At 70.0% G+C, this 14,358-nt stretch carries 15 protein-coding genes and 1 pseudogene; 8 read left to right on the forward strand and 8 right to left on the reverse strand.

What is annotated here, in order from left to right; translation table 11 throughout:
* The 6 genes from ACRDPN_RS07895 to ACRDPN_RS07920 form a co-directional block, all read right to left on the reverse strand.
* Nucleotides 1-388 (reverse strand): Clp protease N-terminal domain-containing protein (locus ACRDPN_RS07895; protein WP_431446850.1); only part of this gene is annotated, 388 nt, incomplete at its 3' end.
* A 19-nt stretch (nt 389-407) separates the two neighbouring features.
* Complete coding sequence (locus ACRDPN_RS07900; protein WP_431446851.1) at nt 408-1,595, reverse strand: M20 family metallopeptidase; 1,188 nt, start codon at nt 1,593-1,595, stop codon at nt 408-410.
* Nucleotides 1,592-2,812, reverse strand: coding sequence for a PLP-dependent aminotransferase family protein (locus ACRDPN_RS07905; RefSeq protein ID WP_431446852.1), 1,221 nt, complete (start codon nt 2,810-2,812; stop codon nt 1,592-1,594). Before ACRDPN_RS07905 ends, ACRDPN_RS07900 begins: the two co-directional genes overlap by 4 nt.
* On the reverse strand, nt 2,809-4,050 hold the full coding sequence (locus ACRDPN_RS07910; RefSeq protein ID WP_431446853.1) for a M24 family metallopeptidase: 1,242 nt from the start codon (nt 4,048-4,050) through the stop codon (nt 2,809-2,811). The genes ACRDPN_RS07905 and ACRDPN_RS07910 overlap by 4 nt, the downstream gene beginning before the upstream one ends.
* On the reverse strand, nt 4,047-4,793 hold the full coding sequence (locus tag ACRDPN_RS07915) for a maleate cis-trans isomerase family protein (RefSeq protein WP_431446854.1): 747 nt from the start codon (nt 4,791-4,793) through the stop codon (nt 4,047-4,049). The genes ACRDPN_RS07910 and ACRDPN_RS07915 overlap by 4 nt, the downstream gene beginning before the upstream one ends.
* Nucleotides 4,790-5,812, reverse strand: a complete 1,023-nt coding sequence (locus tag ACRDPN_RS07920) for a D-2-hydroxyacid dehydrogenase (RefSeq protein ID WP_431446856.1) — start codon at nt 5,810-5,812, stop codon at nt 4,790-4,792. The genes ACRDPN_RS07915 and ACRDPN_RS07920 overlap by 4 nt, the downstream gene beginning before the upstream one ends.
* Before the next feature lie 63 nt (nt 5,813-5,875).
* Here ACRDPN_RS07920 and ACRDPN_RS07925 point away from each other — a divergent pair, with 63 nt between their 5' ends.
* Genes ACRDPN_RS07925 through ACRDPN_RS07945 form a run of 5 tightly spaced genes read left to right on the forward strand, consistent with a single transcriptional unit; the run spans nt 5,876 to nt 9,884 of the window.
* On the forward strand, nt 5,876-7,132 hold the full coding sequence (locus ACRDPN_RS07925; protein ID WP_431446857.1) for an aspartate aminotransferase family protein: 1,257 nt from the start codon (nt 5,876-5,878) through the stop codon (nt 7,130-7,132).
* Nucleotides 7,129-8,613, forward strand: a complete 1,485-nt coding sequence (locus ACRDPN_RS07930; protein ID WP_431446859.1) for an NAD-dependent succinate-semialdehyde dehydrogenase — start codon at nt 7,129-7,131, stop codon at nt 8,611-8,613. The genes ACRDPN_RS07925 and ACRDPN_RS07930 overlap by 4 nt, the downstream gene beginning before the upstream one ends.
* 35 nt (nt 8,614-8,648) lie before the next feature.
* A complete protein-coding gene (locus tag ACRDPN_RS07935) occupies nt 8,649-9,314 on the forward strand; it encodes a GntR family transcriptional regulator (RefSeq protein ID WP_431446860.1) in 666 nt (221 codons plus the stop codon).
* A gap of 35 nt (nt 9,315-9,349) precedes the next feature.
* Entirely contained in the window at nt 9,350-9,580 is a 231-nt protein-coding gene (locus tag ACRDPN_RS07940; RefSeq protein WP_431446862.1) for a hypothetical protein, read from the forward strand.
* Nucleotides 9,570-9,884, forward strand: a complete 315-nt coding sequence (locus tag ACRDPN_RS07945; protein WP_431446863.1) for a type II toxin-antitoxin system PemK/MazF family toxin — start codon at nt 9,570-9,572, stop codon at nt 9,882-9,884. The genes ACRDPN_RS07940 and ACRDPN_RS07945 overlap by 11 nt, the downstream gene beginning before the upstream one ends.
* Nucleotides 9,885-9,886: 2 nt before the next feature.
* Here ACRDPN_RS07945 and ACRDPN_RS07950 read toward each other — a convergent pair whose 3' ends face one another.
* The gene (locus tag ACRDPN_RS07950; protein ID WP_431446865.1) at nt 9,887-10,600 is read right to left on the reverse strand and encodes a maleate cis-trans isomerase family protein; all 714 of its coding nucleotides are present in this window, start codon (nt 10,598-10,600) and stop codon (nt 9,887-9,889) included.
* Between the two features lie 113 nt (nt 10,601-10,713).
* On the opposite strand from ACRDPN_RS07950, the gene ACRDPN_RS07955 reads away from it, so the two are divergent.
* The 3 genes from ACRDPN_RS07955 to ACRDPN_RS07965 are packed head-to-tail and all read left to right on the forward strand — an operon-like array spanning nt 10,714 to nt 14,022.
* Nucleotides 10,714-12,084 (forward strand): MFS transporter, encoded by a 1,371-nt coding sequence (locus ACRDPN_RS07955; protein ID WP_431446867.1) that lies wholly within the window; start codon nt 10,714-10,716, stop codon nt 12,082-12,084.
* A gap of 3 nt (nt 12,085-12,087) precedes the next feature.
* Nucleotides 12,088-13,512, forward strand: a complete 1,425-nt coding sequence (locus ACRDPN_RS07960) for an amidase (protein WP_431446869.1) — start codon at nt 12,088-12,090, stop codon at nt 13,510-13,512.
* 12 nt (nt 13,513-13,524) lie between these two features.
* The gene (locus ACRDPN_RS07965) at nt 13,525-14,022 is read left to right on the forward strand and encodes a DUF3830 family protein (RefSeq protein ID WP_431446871.1); all 498 of its coding nucleotides are present in this window, start codon (nt 13,525-13,527) and stop codon (nt 14,020-14,022) included.
* A gap of 22 nt (nt 14,023-14,044) precedes the next feature.
* On the opposite strand, the pseudogene ACRDPN_RS07970 reads toward ACRDPN_RS07965, so the two are convergent.
* Nucleotides 14,045-14,358, reverse strand: a pseudogene (locus ACRDPN_RS07970) (FAD-dependent oxidoreductase); the annotation flags it as partial.

A 14,358-nucleotide genomic window follows, 5' to 3' on the forward strand; every position in this document is an offset into this window, starting at 1 on the left:
CGGCGGTGAGGACGTGTCGAGCCGGCGACTCGACGGTGGCCACCCCCACTACCAGGTGCTCGCTCGACACGAACTCGTCGCCGAGCTGGGCTGCGAGGTCCTGGGCACGCTGCAGCACCTCGTGCGAGCTGCGCGACAAGGTGGGGTTGCCGACGTTGGCGCCGGATGCGGACGGCAGACGTCCGAGCTCGTCCTTCAGCTGCACGGACACGGCCTGCGGATCGACGCCGACAGCCGAGAGCAGCGGCGCCGTGGTGCCGCCGGCCTGGGCCAGCAGGGCGTCGAGCAGGTGGCCGGGCTCCACCGATGGATTGCCCGCTGCCGCGGCAGCCTGGATGGCCACCGCCAGCGCCTGCTGGCTGCGGGTGGTGTAGGTCGAGAGGTCCATGCGAGTCTCCTGGCCGGGCTTATTCCGGTGGCAGTCGCAGAATACTCAGTGCGTAGGCCCGAGCGGCCGTGACGAGCTCGTCGACGGCCACGGACTCGTCGGCTCGGTGCGCCTGCTCCGAGACCGAGCCCGGCCCGAGCACCACGACCGGGATGCCGCGTTCGGCGACGAAACCGCCGTCGCAGGCCGCCGTCCAGCCGCCGAGCGGTAGACCCGGCCCACCCGCGTCAGCGAGCGCGGCGTCGACCGACCGCACCCAGGGCTCGTCCGCCCCAGTAGCGAAGCCCGGCATGGCCATCGCCATCGTGAGGTCGGCGTCGAGGTCGTCGCGAGCGAGGTCCAACGCGTCCAGCCTCGTCTGCGCCTCGGCCAGGACGGCGTCCGGCGCCTCATGGGGCAGGAGGCGCCGGTCCGCGGTCAGGTGGCACTCGGCCGCGACGATCGAGGTGCCCTGTCCGCCGGAGATGGTGCCGACGCTCACCGTGGCGGGGCCGGCCAGCGGGTGCGCCTCGGCGGCGAGCGATTCGTGCCACTGCTGCAGGTCCGCGATGATCCTCGACGCTCCGGTGATCGCGTTGCGGCCGTCGCTCGGCGACCCGGCGTGGGCGGCACGACCTCGCACCCGGTAGTCGAGGTAGCTGTCACCGCGGGCGGCGATCACGGTCTGCAGGTCGGTGGGCTCGGCCACGATGCAACCGGCCAGAGGCGGCATCGACCCATGAGCCATGTGGTGCCGGATGCCGAGGCCGGTGTCCTCCTCGTCCACCAGCGCGGCGAGGAGCACCGGACCTCGCGGCTCCACGCCGGCACGCCGCACGGCGTCCATGGCCACCAGGCATGCGGCCAACCCACCCTTCATGTCGGTGCTGCCCCGCCCGTGGATCCGGCCGTCGCGGAGGTCGCCGGAGAAGGGGTCGCCCGACCATGCCGTGCCCACCGGAACGACGTCGGTGTGTCCGAGGAGCAGGAGTCCCGCGCCGTCGCCCCCGGCGAGCGTGACGATGAGGTTCGGACGGTCCGGCGCGGCCTCGTCGGACTCGACCGTCAGGCCGCAGGACTCGGCGGCGGTGGCGAGCACGGCCGCGGTGGCCGCCTCCTCACCGGGCGGGTTCTCCCCCGGTACCCGGACCAGGTCCTGGGTCAGCGCGACGAGAACGGACTCCTCGACGAGCCCGAGGACCTGTCGTTCGAGGTCCGTGAGGGTCACGAGCCGGCGAGCCGGTCGACCGCGCTGCGCAGCCGGGCCAGTCCCTCGCGGATCCGGTCCGGCGGGGTCGAGGCGAAGCACATCCGGAGGGCGTCAGGGAAACGCCGATCCGGGGAGAAGGCGTTGCCGGGAATGAACGCGACGCCCTCGGCGAGGGCGACCTCGAACAGCTTCTCGGTGTCGATGGCCGGCTCGAAGGTCATCCAGAGGAAGAATCCTCCCTCGGGGTCGGTCCAGCGCGCCACGCCGTCGAAGTGCTCGGTCAGGGCCTCCTTCATCGTCTCCTTGCGGAGGCGGTACTCCCGGCGCTGGGTGGCCAGGTGGGTGTCGAGGTGGCCGCCGGTGAGGAACCCGGTGAGCAGTCGCTGCGCCGGCAGGTTGGTGCAGGTGTCCATCGCCTGCTTGGCGTTGATGAGCAGTCGTTGGAGCGACGGATCGGTGTCCAGCCACCCGACCCGCAGGCCCGGGGCGACGATCTTGGAGAAGGTGCGCACCGAGTACACCAGCGGGTCACCGTCGGCGAGCTCGTGCAGCGTGGGCACCTCGGACCCGGCGAACCGCAGGAGTCCGTACGGGTCGTCGTCGATGAGCATGGATCCCCACTCCCGGGCCAGCTCGAGCAGCTGCTCCCGGCGGGCCAGCGAGAGGGTCGCGCCGGACGGGTTCTGGAACGTCGGGATCGTGTAGATGACCTTCGGCGTCCGGCCGGCGCGCTCCACCAGCTCGGGCAGGGCCTCGACGACCATGCCGTCGTCGTCGACCGCGACCTCGAGCAGGTCGGCCTGGTAGGAGAGCGCGGTCGCGCTGCCGTTCGTGTAGGTCGGCGACTCCACCACCACGAGGTCGCCGGGGTCGACGAAGATCTTGAAGGCCAGGTCGAGCCCCTGCATGCCGCCGGAGGTGATGGTGAGGCGTTCGAGCGTCGTGGCGTCGCTGGTGCCGTCGAGCTCGTCGAGCAGGGCCACGCGCAGCGGCATGTCGCCCTCGGTCGCGGCGTAGTCGAAGGCATCGGGCGACCCGGCCCCGATGGTCTTGGTGCCGATCTCAGCGAGAACCTCGGTGGGGATCGCCTCGGCGGCTGGACTGCCCATCGCGAACCGGACGATATCGTGGCTCTGGGCCGCCAGCAGCGACGTGCTCGAGTCGATGACCGAGCCGACGAGAGTGTCGGCGCGGGCCGCGAACGGCAGGGTCGGTGGTGACGTGCGGGTGCTCATGTCGCTCCTTGCTTTGTCTTGATCGTCAAGCCTTGCGGGACGTGCGTGAGGTTCTCGGCGCCGGCATCGGTGATCACCACGGACTCGGAGGTCTCGTAGCCCCAGCCGTCCATCCACATCCCGAGGATCACGTGGAAAGCCATGCCGGCCTCGAGGACGGTGGTGGCCCCTTCGCGCAGGCTCACGGTGCGTTCGCCCCAGTCGGGCGGGTAGCCGATCCCGATCGAGTAGCCGATGCGTGACTCCTTCGTCAGACCGTGTCGGGCGATGACACCGGCGAACGCGCGGTGGCAGTCGGCGGCCGTACGTCCGGGCCGCAGCTCGTCCAGGGACGCGAGCATGCCGTCGGCCACCGCATCGGCGCAGGACGCGAGGCGAGGTTCCGGACGGCCGAGCACCACCGTGCGAGCCAGCGGTGCGTGGTAGCGGCGGAAGACGCCGGCCAGCTCGATGGTCGTCGCCTCTCCGGCGATCAGCGCGGCGTCGCTCCACGTGAGGTGCGGTGTGCCCGCGGACTCCCCGGTCGGGAGCATGGGCACCACCGCCGGGTAGTCGCCACCGAGGACCCCCGAGCCGAGGGCCTGGGCCTGCTGGATCTCGGCCACCACGTCGCACTGGCGCCGGCCCTCGCGGATGCCGTCCAGCGCGACCTCCATGACCCCCGTGGCGATCGTGCCGGCGATCCGGAGCGACTCGATCTCGGCCGGCGACTTGACCAGCCGGACCCAGTTCACCAGCTCGGCGCTGTCGACGACCGTGGCGTGGGCCAGGGCACCGGCGAGAGACAGGTACGCCCGTGGCGAGAAGAAGTGGGCGTCCATCTCGGCGGCGACCACGGTGTCCGGTCGATCCGGCAGCACGCCGATCTCGACCGCCCGCCGGGTGATCCAGTCGAACGGATGCGCGTCCGGACGGTGGACCAGCTGCTCGGGATAGCCGTGGACCTGGTCCTGGGGCAGGGCCGCCGTCCAGTGCGCTCCCTGCGCGTCCATCGACCGTGCGAAGAGGTGCGGCGCACCTTCGGCCGGCACCACGAGGCACTGAGGCACGTAGAACGACCAGGCGTTGTAGCCGCAGAGATAGAACAGGTTCGCCGGGTCGACGACGACCAGGGCGGACCAGCCGCGCTCGACCAGTCGCTTCTGGACGGCCGACAGCCGGGCGGCGTACTCCTCGAGCGAGAACGCGGCGGAGCCGTGCCCCGCGGGCACCTCGGGTGGGAAGAACAGGTCGCTCACGTCAGGCTCCCATCGATCGAGCACTGGTCGATCAGTCGCTGGCCGGGGCCGACGGCCGTGAATCCGGCCCGTGCCACCGCGGCCCACATCGTCGCCTGGTTGGCGCTGACCACCGGCACCCCCAGCTCGGCCTCCAGCGTCGGGATCAGGTCGTAGGTCGACAGGTTCGTGCAGGAGACGAAGACCGCGTCGCAGTCGTCGGTCCAGGCGCGCCGCACCAGATCGAGGGTGACCTCGTCCGGGACGGTCCAGATGCCCGCGTTCAGACCCAGGTTGCTGGTGGCGGTCACGTCGACCCCGAAGTCCTGCAGGAACGACACCAGCAGTGCGGTGATCTCGTCCTCGTACGGCGTGGCCACCGCCACCCGCGAGACGCCGAGAGCGGTCAGCGCCTGCACGACCGCGCCACTGGTGGTCACCGCCGCCGGAGCACCGGCCCCCAGTATCGCGTCGAGGAGCGCCTGCTCCCCCTTGCGTCCGCCGACGAAGCTGCCCGTCGTGCAGGCGTACCCGACGACGGCCGGCGCCGGGGTGATCACGGTTCGGGTGGCGCGGGCGACGACGTCCGGATCACCGACGGCGAGGGCCTGCTCGACCGAGACCAGCAGTGGCTCGTACTCCGTACGAGTCAGCAACAGCTCGAGGGGTTCGGGAACCCAGCGCCACAGCTCGCGATCGAGGGCGAAGTCGTAGGGCGTCACCATGCCGATGCGCGGATGGTGGTCGGCGTCGATCGCGGTCATGACGACGCGTCCCGCGGGACGTACCCGGTCGTCTTGTCGACGACGTCGGCCGGCGACTCGCCATGGACCCAGCGCCGGAGGTTCGCCTCGAACTGGTCGGCCAGGACGTCGCGCCATCCGACGACATCACCACACATGTGGGCTGAGATGTTCACCTGGTCGAGGTCCCAAAACGGGTGGTCCGCCGGCAGCGGCTCGTTCTCGAAGACGTCGAGGGACGCGGCCGCGATCACGCCGCTCCGCAGCGCATCGAGCAGCGCCGGTTCGTCGACCAGGGCGCCACGTCCGACGTTGACCAGGTGGGCCGAGGACTTCATCGCGGCCAGCTCCGCGGCGCCGACGAGGCCGCGGGTCTGGTCGGTCAGCGGTGCGGCCAGGACGACGTGGTCGAACGCACCGAGGTGCTCGGTCAGTCGGTCCGTGGCGAGCACCCGGCCGAAGTCGCCGTCGTCGTCACGGGACGTACGGCCGGCGCCGGTGACGTGCATGCCGAGGGCGCGCAGAACTCTGGCGCAGGCCCGGCCGATGCCGCCGGTGCCGACGACCAGGACCGCGGATCCCTCCGTCCGCGTCACCTCCCGGTGCTGCCAGACGTGTCGGCGCTGGAGCCGGCTGCTCTCGTGCAGCCGCTTGTCGTGGGCGAGCACCGACGCGGCCACGAACTCGGCGATCGGCTGGTCGAAGACCCCGCGGGCGTTGGTGACGACCACGGGTGAGTCACGCAGGTCGTCGAAGAGCAGCGAGTCCACCCCGGCCGCTGCGACATGAATCCACTGCAGGGTGTCGGCGGTCGGCCAGGCCTCGACGAGGGCCGGAGAGAAGAAGTCCCACATCAGCAGCACCGAGGCACCTGGCAATTCCTTCGCGAGTCCGTCGGCGTCGGTGTAGGTGACGTCGGCGAGGTCGTCGAGTGTCGTCGCGTTGTACGGGATGGCGATGGTGTCCGCCGTGAGCACCGCAACGCGCGGGCGCCTTCGCGCAGGCTCGGGCCGGATGGACGTCACCCCCTCTTCACTCACCCAGTCACTGTAGGGCGGCAACCGATTGTTGACAATCTGCAATCGGCTGGAAGGATCGACCATATGACAGCGCTCAGTCCTCACCTCAAGCAGGCCACCCCCGTGGTCGTCGACCATGCCCTCGGCAGCTGGATCCACGGCACCGACGGCCGCGAGTACCTCGACTTCACCACCGGCATCGGCGTGACCAGCACCGGCCACTGCCATCCGCGGGTGGTGGCCGCTGCTCAGGAACAGGCCGGCAAGATCATCCACGCGCAGTACACCACCGTGATGCATCCGCCCCTGCTCGAGCTCACGGAGAAGCTCGGAGAGGTGCTGCCCGACGGGCTCGACTCCCTCTTCTACGCCAACTCCGGCTCCGAGGCGGTCGAGTCCGCGATCCGCCTCGCGCGGATGGCGACCGGACGCCCCAACATCGTCACGTTCCAGGGCGGCTTCCACGGCCGGACCGTGGCGGCCGCGACGCTGACGACGGCAGGCACCCGCTTCTCGGCCGGGTTCTCGCCCTTGATGGGTGGCGTGCACATGGCGCCGTTCCCCTACGCCTACCGGTACGGATGGAGCGTCGACGAGGCCGTCGACTTCTGCCTGCGCGAGCTGGACTACTTCTTCGTCACCCGCACCGCGCCGCAGGACACCGCCGCCTTCCTGATCGAACCGGCCCTCGGCGACGGCGGCTATCTCCCCACCCCACCCGCGTTCCTCGAGGGACTGCGCGAGCGCGCCGACCAGCACGGCATCTTGCTGATCGTCGACGAGGTGCAGACCGGCTGCGGACGGACCGGCAAGTTCTGGGGCCACCAGTACTCCTCGATCAGCCCGGACGTGCTGATCACCGCGAAGGGCATCGCCTCAGGCTTCCCGATCAGTGCCATCGCCGCCCCCGAGGAGCTGATGGCCAAGGCCTGGCCCGGCTCGCAGGGCGGAACCTACGGCGGAAACGCGGTCGCTGCGGCCGCCGGCTGCGCCACGCTCGACCTGATCCGCGACGAACGACTGGTGGAGAACTCGCGGGTGCGCGGCGACGAGCTGCGGACCGCGGTACAGAAGATCCAGCAGGACCACCCGGGCATCGGCGACGTCCGAGGCAACGGGCTGATGCTCGGCATCGAGTTCACCGCCGAGGACGGCACGCCTGACTCCGCGACGGCTCTGGCGGTGCAACAGGCCACCACGGGGCACGGGCTGCTCACCTTGACCTGCGGACCGCTGCTCAACGTCGTCCGACTGATCCCGCCACTGGTGGTCACGGAGCAGGAGATCCAGACCGGCGTCGAGCGTTTCGACGCCGCGGTCTCCGAGGTGCTGGGCGCATGACGACCGGCCACGCGGCCAAGGCGCACGACCTGATCGCCGCGCTCCACACGGATCTGCTCATCGACGGCGCCTGGGTCGAGGCCGAATCGGGGCGCCGGCTCGACGTCGTCAACCCGGCCACTGAGCAGTCCATCGCCTCCATCGCCGACGGCGGCGAGAAGGATGCCCTGCGCGCCATCGAGGCAGCCGCCCGCGCCCAGCGCGACTGGGGGCGGACCCCTCCGCGCGAGCGCAGCGAGATCCTGCGACGGGCCTACGACCTCGTGATGGCGCGTCAGGAGGACCTCGCGCTGATCATGACCACCGAGATGGGCAAGCCACTGCGCGAGGCGCGAGGCGAGGTGGCCTACGCGGCCGAGTTCCTCCGCTGGTTCTCCGAGGAGGCGGTGCGGATCGGCGGCGACGCCACGATGAGCGGCGACGGCGGCACCCGGATCATCTGCACCCGTGAGCCGGTCGGGCCGTGCGTGCTCGTCACGCCCTGGAACTTCCCGCTCGCGATGGGGGCGCGCAAGATCGGTCCGGCCATCGCCGCCGGCTGCACGATGGTCTTCAAGCCGTCTGAGCTGACGCCGCTCAGCTCGTTCGCCTTGGCTGAGATCCTCACCGAGGCCGGACTGCCGGCCGGAGTTCTCAACGTCGTCTGCACGTCCGACCCCGGCTCGGTGGTCGGGCCGTGGATGAGCAGCGGGCTGGCCCGCAAGCTCACGTTCACCGGCTCGACCGCGGTGGGCGTGAAGCTGCTCGAGCAGGCGGCGGAGCACGTGATGCGCACATCGATGGAGCTCGGCGGCAATGCGCCCTTCATCGTCTTCGACGACGCTGACCTCGACGACGCGGTGGCCGGCGCCATGGTGGCCAAGATGCGCAACATGGGTGAGGCGTGCACCGCCGCCAACCGCATCTTCGTCCAGCGCGGGGTGGCCGAGGAGTTCTCGACCCGACTCGCCGAGCGGATGGGAGCGCTGGTCGTCGGGGACGGCACCGAGGACGGCGTCGAGGTCGGCCCTCTGGTCGGGACGCCGGCCCTCGACAAGGTCGAGGAATTGGTCGCCGACGCGATCTCCCGCGGCGCCCGCGTGGTCGTCGGTGGCGAGCGGCCGGACCGACCTGGCTACTTCTACCCGCCCACGGTGCTCGCGGACGTCAGCCCCGCCTCGGCGCTGACGTCGCAGGAGATCTTCGGGCCGGTCGCTCCGGTGATCACCTTCGACACCGAGGAGGAGGTCGTGCAGATGGCCAACGACACCGCCTGGGGCCTGGTCGGCTACCTCTACACCCGCGACGTCGAGCGCGGCTTCCGTGTCTCCGAGGCGGTCGAGGTCGGGATGATGGGACTCAACACCGGCCTGGTGTCGAACCCGGCGGCACCCTTCGGCGGGGTCAAGGCGTCCGGGCTCGGCCGCGAGGGCGGCCGGGTCGGGATCGAGGAGTTCCTCGAGATCAAGTACCTCGCCGTCCCGCGGCGAACCGTAGGCTGACGAGGACCGGGGCCTGGTCGGAAGGGAGAATCGCCGTGACGTCGTCGCTCGACCCGATCGTGCAGGACTCGACACCCACCATCATCGCCAGGCGCCTGCGAGAGGCGGTCGCCACCGGCCAGTTCCAGCCCGGTCAGCAGCTCCAGGAGGCCTCGCTCGCCGCGAGGCTCGGAGTGAGCCGCGGGCCGTTGCGTGAAGCGATGCAGCGGCTGACCCAGGAAGGGCTGCTGGTCAGCCACCGCAACCGCGGCCTGTTCGTGATGGAGCTCGACGAGGCGACGATCCGCGACATCTACATGGCCCGCGGATCGGTCGAGCGCACGGCCATCCGCACCATCGTCGGATCGGGCTGGGCCGACGACGCCGCGGCGCTGCTCCAGGTTGTCGACGCGATGCGTTCCTACGACGCTGATCCCACCAGCCCGGAGGTCTCGTCGCTGGACATGACGTTCCACGAGACCCTGGTTGCCCTGAGCCGCAGCCCGCGGCTCATGCTGATGCACGGCACACTCCTCACCCAGGTGCGGCTCTGCATGGCGTGGATGCAGGGCTCGTACGACACGATCGAGAACCGCGTCAACGAGCACGCCGGGATCGCCGAGGCGATCCTCGCCGGCGACGCCGACCTGGCCGACCGGCTCCTCGTCGAGCACATGGAGGACGGGCTCCAGCGGGTCCTCTCGATGGTGCAGAACGCCTGACGACTTTGTCATACGCTTCGTAGTACAATTGTCGTATGGCCGTGGTGAACTTCAGGACCGATGAACGCGCCGAGCGCGCGCTGGCGGAGCTGACGGCCGACGGCTCCACCGTGTCCGAGGCGATTCGGCAGGCGCTGGTCGACGCCGTTCGGCTGCGCAGGCGAGAACAGATGCGTCGAGAGTCATTGGAGGTCGCCGGCGATCCGGTTGACCTCGCGGAGAGTCGCAAGGTACTCAGGGAGTTGGACGACCTGCGTGCGTGGTGACATCCACCTCCTACGTGCACCTCGTGGAGCCCGTGGCCATGAACAGCGCGGGTCCAGGTACGCCGTCGTCCTGCAGTCCGATGACCTGCTGCTGTCGACGCTGCTCGTCGCGCCGACCTCTCGCTCGGCGCCGCCACGCATCTTCCGCCCGACCATCACCATCGCGGGCGTTGAGACGCAGGTGCTGGTCGAGCAGACCGCCGCGGTGGCGCCCGAACGTCTGGGCGCACTGGTCGGCCATGCCAGCCGTCAGGAGCTGGAAGACATCGACGGCTCACTGCACCTGGTGCTGGAACTCGACTGACGTCAGGAGTCGAACAGGGCGCCGAGTCCTTCAGCCCGCCCCCGCCAACCCGCAAGTTGCAGGCCGTGCCAGGCCGTCACCTGGTTGGCGGTGAGCACCGGCTTGCCGAGCTCGGCCTCCCACCGGGTGATGAGCCGGACGGTGTGTAGGGCCGTGTCGGGCACGAGCACCGCCTGGGCCTCGTCGGGATGCCCGCCGGCGTCCACGAGGTCGGCCACCTGCTCGTCGTCGAGGAGTCCGGCGTCCTCGCCGGTCGGGATGTCACCGCTGGTCACCGCGCACACGTCCACGCCGTCGTCGGCCAGCAGACCCGTGAAGTGCCGGGTCACCTCCTCCGGATAGGTCGCCGCAACGGAGACCCGGGTCAGCCCCAGGTGACGCAGGGCCTCGAGGAAGGCGATCGACGCCGAGGAGGCCGGCACACCCGCTGCCCGGCTCATCCATGCGGCCTGCTCGCGGACGCCGCGGCTGCCGAACACGAAGCTCCCCGAGGTGCAGGCCCACATCACCGCATCCGGATGGTGTCGCCTGGCCTCGGTCGCGGCCGGAACCAGCTGGGCCTCCTCGCCCAAGGTCCGCAGGGCAGCGACGCCGTGCTCGGTCGGTCCCTCCCAGGTGTGCACGACGGGAAGGCTCACCCCGTCGATCAGCTGCTCGATCGCCGGAAACTCGTCCTCGGCGCTGTGCCCCGGGTAGAGCATTACCACGGTCGACATCGGGCTCCTTCCTGACTGGGATGGACAGATTGTTGACAATCTACCGTGACCTGGAACACAGTGTGGGGCAGGGCTCCGCGGTCGCGGATGCCGACTCCAAGGGGGCCATCAAGATGTCACAGGCGGAATCGTCACCCGTCGACGCCGGTCAGGACGTCGATCCGAAAACGCTGAGGAAGGCGATCACCGGATCGGCGGTGGGCAACGCGACCGAGTGGTACGACTACGGCGTCTACGCCTATGTCGCGGTCGAGATCGCCGACAACTTCTTCCCGGACTCCGGCCTCGTGGGCACCTTCCTGGTCTTCGCGGTCTCGTTCCTGCTCCGACCCCTCGGCGGCCTCGTCTGGGGTCCGATGGGCGACCGGATCGGCCGGCAGCGTGTGCTGGCCATGACGATCCTGCTGATGGCCGCGGCCACCTTCCTCGTCGGCGTGCTGCCCACGTACGACGACATCGGCGTCTGGGCGGTCGTGCTCCTGGTGGCGCTCCGGGTCGTTCAGGGCTTCTCCACCGGCGGTGAGTACGGCGGAGCGGCGACGTTCATGGCTGAGTACGCCCCCGACAAGAGGCGTGGCTTCTTCGGCAGCTTCCTGGAGTTCGGCACCATCGCCGGCTTCACCCTGGCAATTGCCGTCGTGTTCGTCACCGAGTCGATCATCGGCGCTCAGGCCATGACCGACTGGGGCTGGCGGATCCCGTTCCTGATCGGTGGTCCGATCGGCCTGATCGGTCTCTACGTTCGATTGAAGCTCGACGAGACGCCGGTCTTCCGTGAGCTCGAGGCGCAGGGCAACGTCGAATCCAGCGCCGGGAACGCGATACGAGACCTGTTCGCCAACTTCTGGCCGACGATCCTGGTCCTGATGGGCATGGTCGCCGCGCTGAACATCGCCAACTACACCCTGCTCGCCTACATGCCGACCTACCTCACCGAAACGGCCGGGTTCGAGTCCAGCCAAGGCGATCTGCTGGTGATCTTCGGGCAGGTGGCGATGCTCGTGTTCCTGCCGATCGCCGGAGCCATGTCGGACCGGGTGGGGCGCAAGCCGATGTGGGCCGGCTCGTTCATCGGCCTCATCCTGCTGTCGGTGCCGATGTTCCTCCTGATGTCGCTGGGGTTCTGGCCGGCCGTCCTCGGCTTTGCCGTCCTGGGCATCGTCTACGTGGCCCAGCTGGCGACCATCAGTGCCACCTTCCCGGCGATGTTCCCGTCGCAGGTGCGCTACGGCGGCATGGCGATCGGCTACAACATCTCGACCGCTCTGTTCGGCGGCACCGCGCTCTACGTCAACGACGCGCTCATCGGCGCCTTCGACAATAACCTGATGCCGGCGTACTACATGATCCTGGCCTCCGTGGTCGGCCTGATCTCGCTGAGGTTCGTCGTCGAGACGGCAGGAGCGTCATGCCGCGGAACCCAGGTCCCGGGCACACCTGAGTCGGAGGCGGAGATCGCCGCGATGGCTGCTCGGAGCTCCTGAGCCTTGACGGACTCCCCGGCGCTGCGCAGCGCCCATGAGCTGACCGCGTCCTTCGCCGAGGGAACTCTGTCGCCGGTCGAGGCCACGCAGGACGCGCTGGCCTCGATCGAGCGGTACGACAACGCGGTGAACGCGATGCTGTTCACCGATGCCGACGGGGCGCTCGCCCAGGCACGAGCCTCGGAGTCCCGATGGCGGGCAGGGGCACCGCTCAGCCGCAGCGACGGGGTGCCGGTGACGATCAAGGACATGTTCCTGACCCGTGGCTGGCCCACGGTGCGCGGTTCGACCCTGATCGACCCGGCCGGCCCCTGGGACGAGGATGCGCCGGCGGTGGCGCGGCTTCGGGAGTCCGGAGCCGTGCTGCTCGGCAAGAACACCACGCCGGAGTTCGCCTGGAAGGGCGTGACCGACTCGAAGAGCCACGGCGTCACGGGCAACCCGTGGGGTGCCGACCTGACGTCGGGCGGGTCCAGCGGAGGCGCGGCCACCGCGGTCGGCCTCGGCATGGGCACCTGGTCGATCGGCACGGATGGAGGTGGGTCAGTGCGCATCCCGGCGTCCTTCACCGGGACCACCGCCCTGAAGCCGACCTTCGGCCGGATGCCGATGTATCCGCCCAGCCCCTACGGAACGTTGTCCCACGGCGGCCCGGTCGCCCGTTCGGTGCACGACGCCGCCCTGCTCATGGACATCATCTGCGGCCCTGACTCCCGCGACTGGGCGGCCATGCCTCCGCCGGTCGGCTCGTACGCCGACGCCCTTGACGGGGACGCCACAGCGCGTCTGGCCGGGCTCCGGATCGCCCTGTCACCGACCCTGGGCTACGGCCACAACGACCCTGAGATCGAGGCGGCCGTGCGAGCGGCCGCGCAGGTGTTCGCGGATGCGGGCGCCGTCGTCGAGGAGGTCGACCCGGGCATCAGCGACTGCGTCGATGCCTTCCACGTGCTGTGGTTCACCGGCGCCTCGAAGGTCGTCTCCGCCTACGGGCCGCAGGCTCTGGACGGGATCGACCCGTTGCTGGCGCGGAGCATCCGCGAGTACGGCTCGGAGGCGTCAGCCTCCGACTACCTCGACGCGATGGCGGTCCGGATGGACCTCGGGGTGACGATGGGCGCGTTCCACGAGAGCTACGACGTGCTGCTCACCCCGACGATGCCGATCGCCGCGTTCCCCGCGGGACAGGACGCACCCACCGGCTGGCCGAGCGACCTGTGGACGTCGTGGACGCCGTACACGTACCCGTTCAACATGACCCAGCAACCGGCGCTCTCGGTGCCATGCGGACTGACCGGCGACCGGCGACCGATCGGGCTGCAGCTCGTCGGCGCCCGGCACGCCGAGGCCCTGCTCCTGCAGGTCGGCGACGCCTTCCAGCGGCTGACCGACTGGCACACTGCGACCCCGACCTTGATCACCGACTGAACGAAGGAACCGATGTCACGTCACATCACCATCACCCTCGACCTGCGGCAGGTCACCTGCACCGCCGTGCTGCTCGACGAGGAGTGCCCGCGGACGGCCGCCGCGGTCTGGGACAACCTTCCGCTCTCGTCGCCGGTCTTCCACGGCAAGTACGCCCGCAACGAGATCTACGCGCTGCATCAACAGTTCGCGGCCACCGACCCGGGCAAGGAGAACACCACCATCACGCCGATCCCGGGCGACGTCTGCTGGTTCACCTTCGACGGGGACGACCTCGGCAACCCGGCCTACGGCTACGAGGCCGAGGACGAGCACCGCGCGATGGGCTCGATCATCGACCTGGCGGTCTTCTACGGACGCAACAACCTGCTCATCAACGGCGACCAGGGCTGGGTGCCCGGCAACGTCTTCGCCACCATCGTCGAGGGCCTTCCCGAGATGGCCGCTGCATGCCAGGACGTCTGGATGGGTGGGGCACGGGGCGAGACCCTCACCCTCGCCCGCGCCTGAGCGCAGTGTCACCGGAACGCGATCAGAGGGAGCGGAGCACCGACTCCGCCGCGTGGAACCCGGCCATGCCGTGGACACCGCCGCCCGGCGGCGTCGAGGCCGAGCAGAGGAACAGGCCATCGCCGAGCCGGTAGGGATCGTGGCTGACGCGCGGGCGGAACACCGTCTGCCACGGGGTGCCGGCGCCTCCGGTGATGTCGCCGCCGACATAGTTCGCGTTCTCGGCGTGGAGCAGCGCCGGCGGGCGTACTGACGTGGCCACGATGCGCTCGCGGACACCCGGTGCGAACCGCTCGATCTGGTCGATCAGCGTGTCGGTCGCGTCACCGGTGTAGC

This window comes from Aeromicrobium sp., assembly GCF_050700635.1.
GTDB lineage: Bacteria > Actinomycetota > Actinomycetes > Propionibacteriales > Nocardioidaceae > Aeromicrobium.

What these genes read in the sequence shown, in the direction of transcription:
- ACRDPN_RS07950 (WP_431446865.1), bottom strand. Translation starts at nt 10,600, where the DNA reads ATGTCGACCGTGGTAATGCTCTACCCGGGGCACAGCGCCGAGGACGAG.
- ACRDPN_RS07925 (WP_431446857.1), top strand. Translation starts at nt 5,876, where the DNA reads ATGACAGCGCTCAGTCCTCACCTCAAGCAGGCCACCCCCGTGGTCGTC.
- ACRDPN_RS07915 (WP_431446854.1), bottom strand. Translation starts at nt 4,793, where the DNA reads ATGACCGCGATCGACGCCGACCACCATCCGCGCATCGGCATGGTGACG.
- ACRDPN_RS07965 (WP_431446871.1), top strand. Translation starts at nt 13,525, where the DNA reads ATGTCACGTCACATCACCATCACCCTCGACCTGCGGCAGGTCACCTGC.
- ACRDPN_RS07940 (WP_431446862.1), top strand. Translation starts at nt 9,350, where the DNA reads ATGGCCGTGGTGAACTTCAGGACCGATGAACGCGCCGAGCGCGCGCTG.
- ACRDPN_RS07930 (WP_431446859.1), top strand. Translation starts at nt 7,129, where the DNA reads ATGACGACCGGCCACGCGGCCAAGGCGCACGACCTGATCGCCGCGCTC.
- ACRDPN_RS07955 (WP_431446867.1), top strand. Translation starts at nt 10,714, where the DNA reads ATGTCACAGGCGGAATCGTCACCCGTCGACGCCGGTCAGGACGTCGAT.
- ACRDPN_RS07905 (WP_431446852.1), bottom strand. Translation starts at nt 2,812, where the DNA reads ATGAGCACCCGCACGTCACCACCGACCCTGCCGTTCGCGGCCCGCGCC.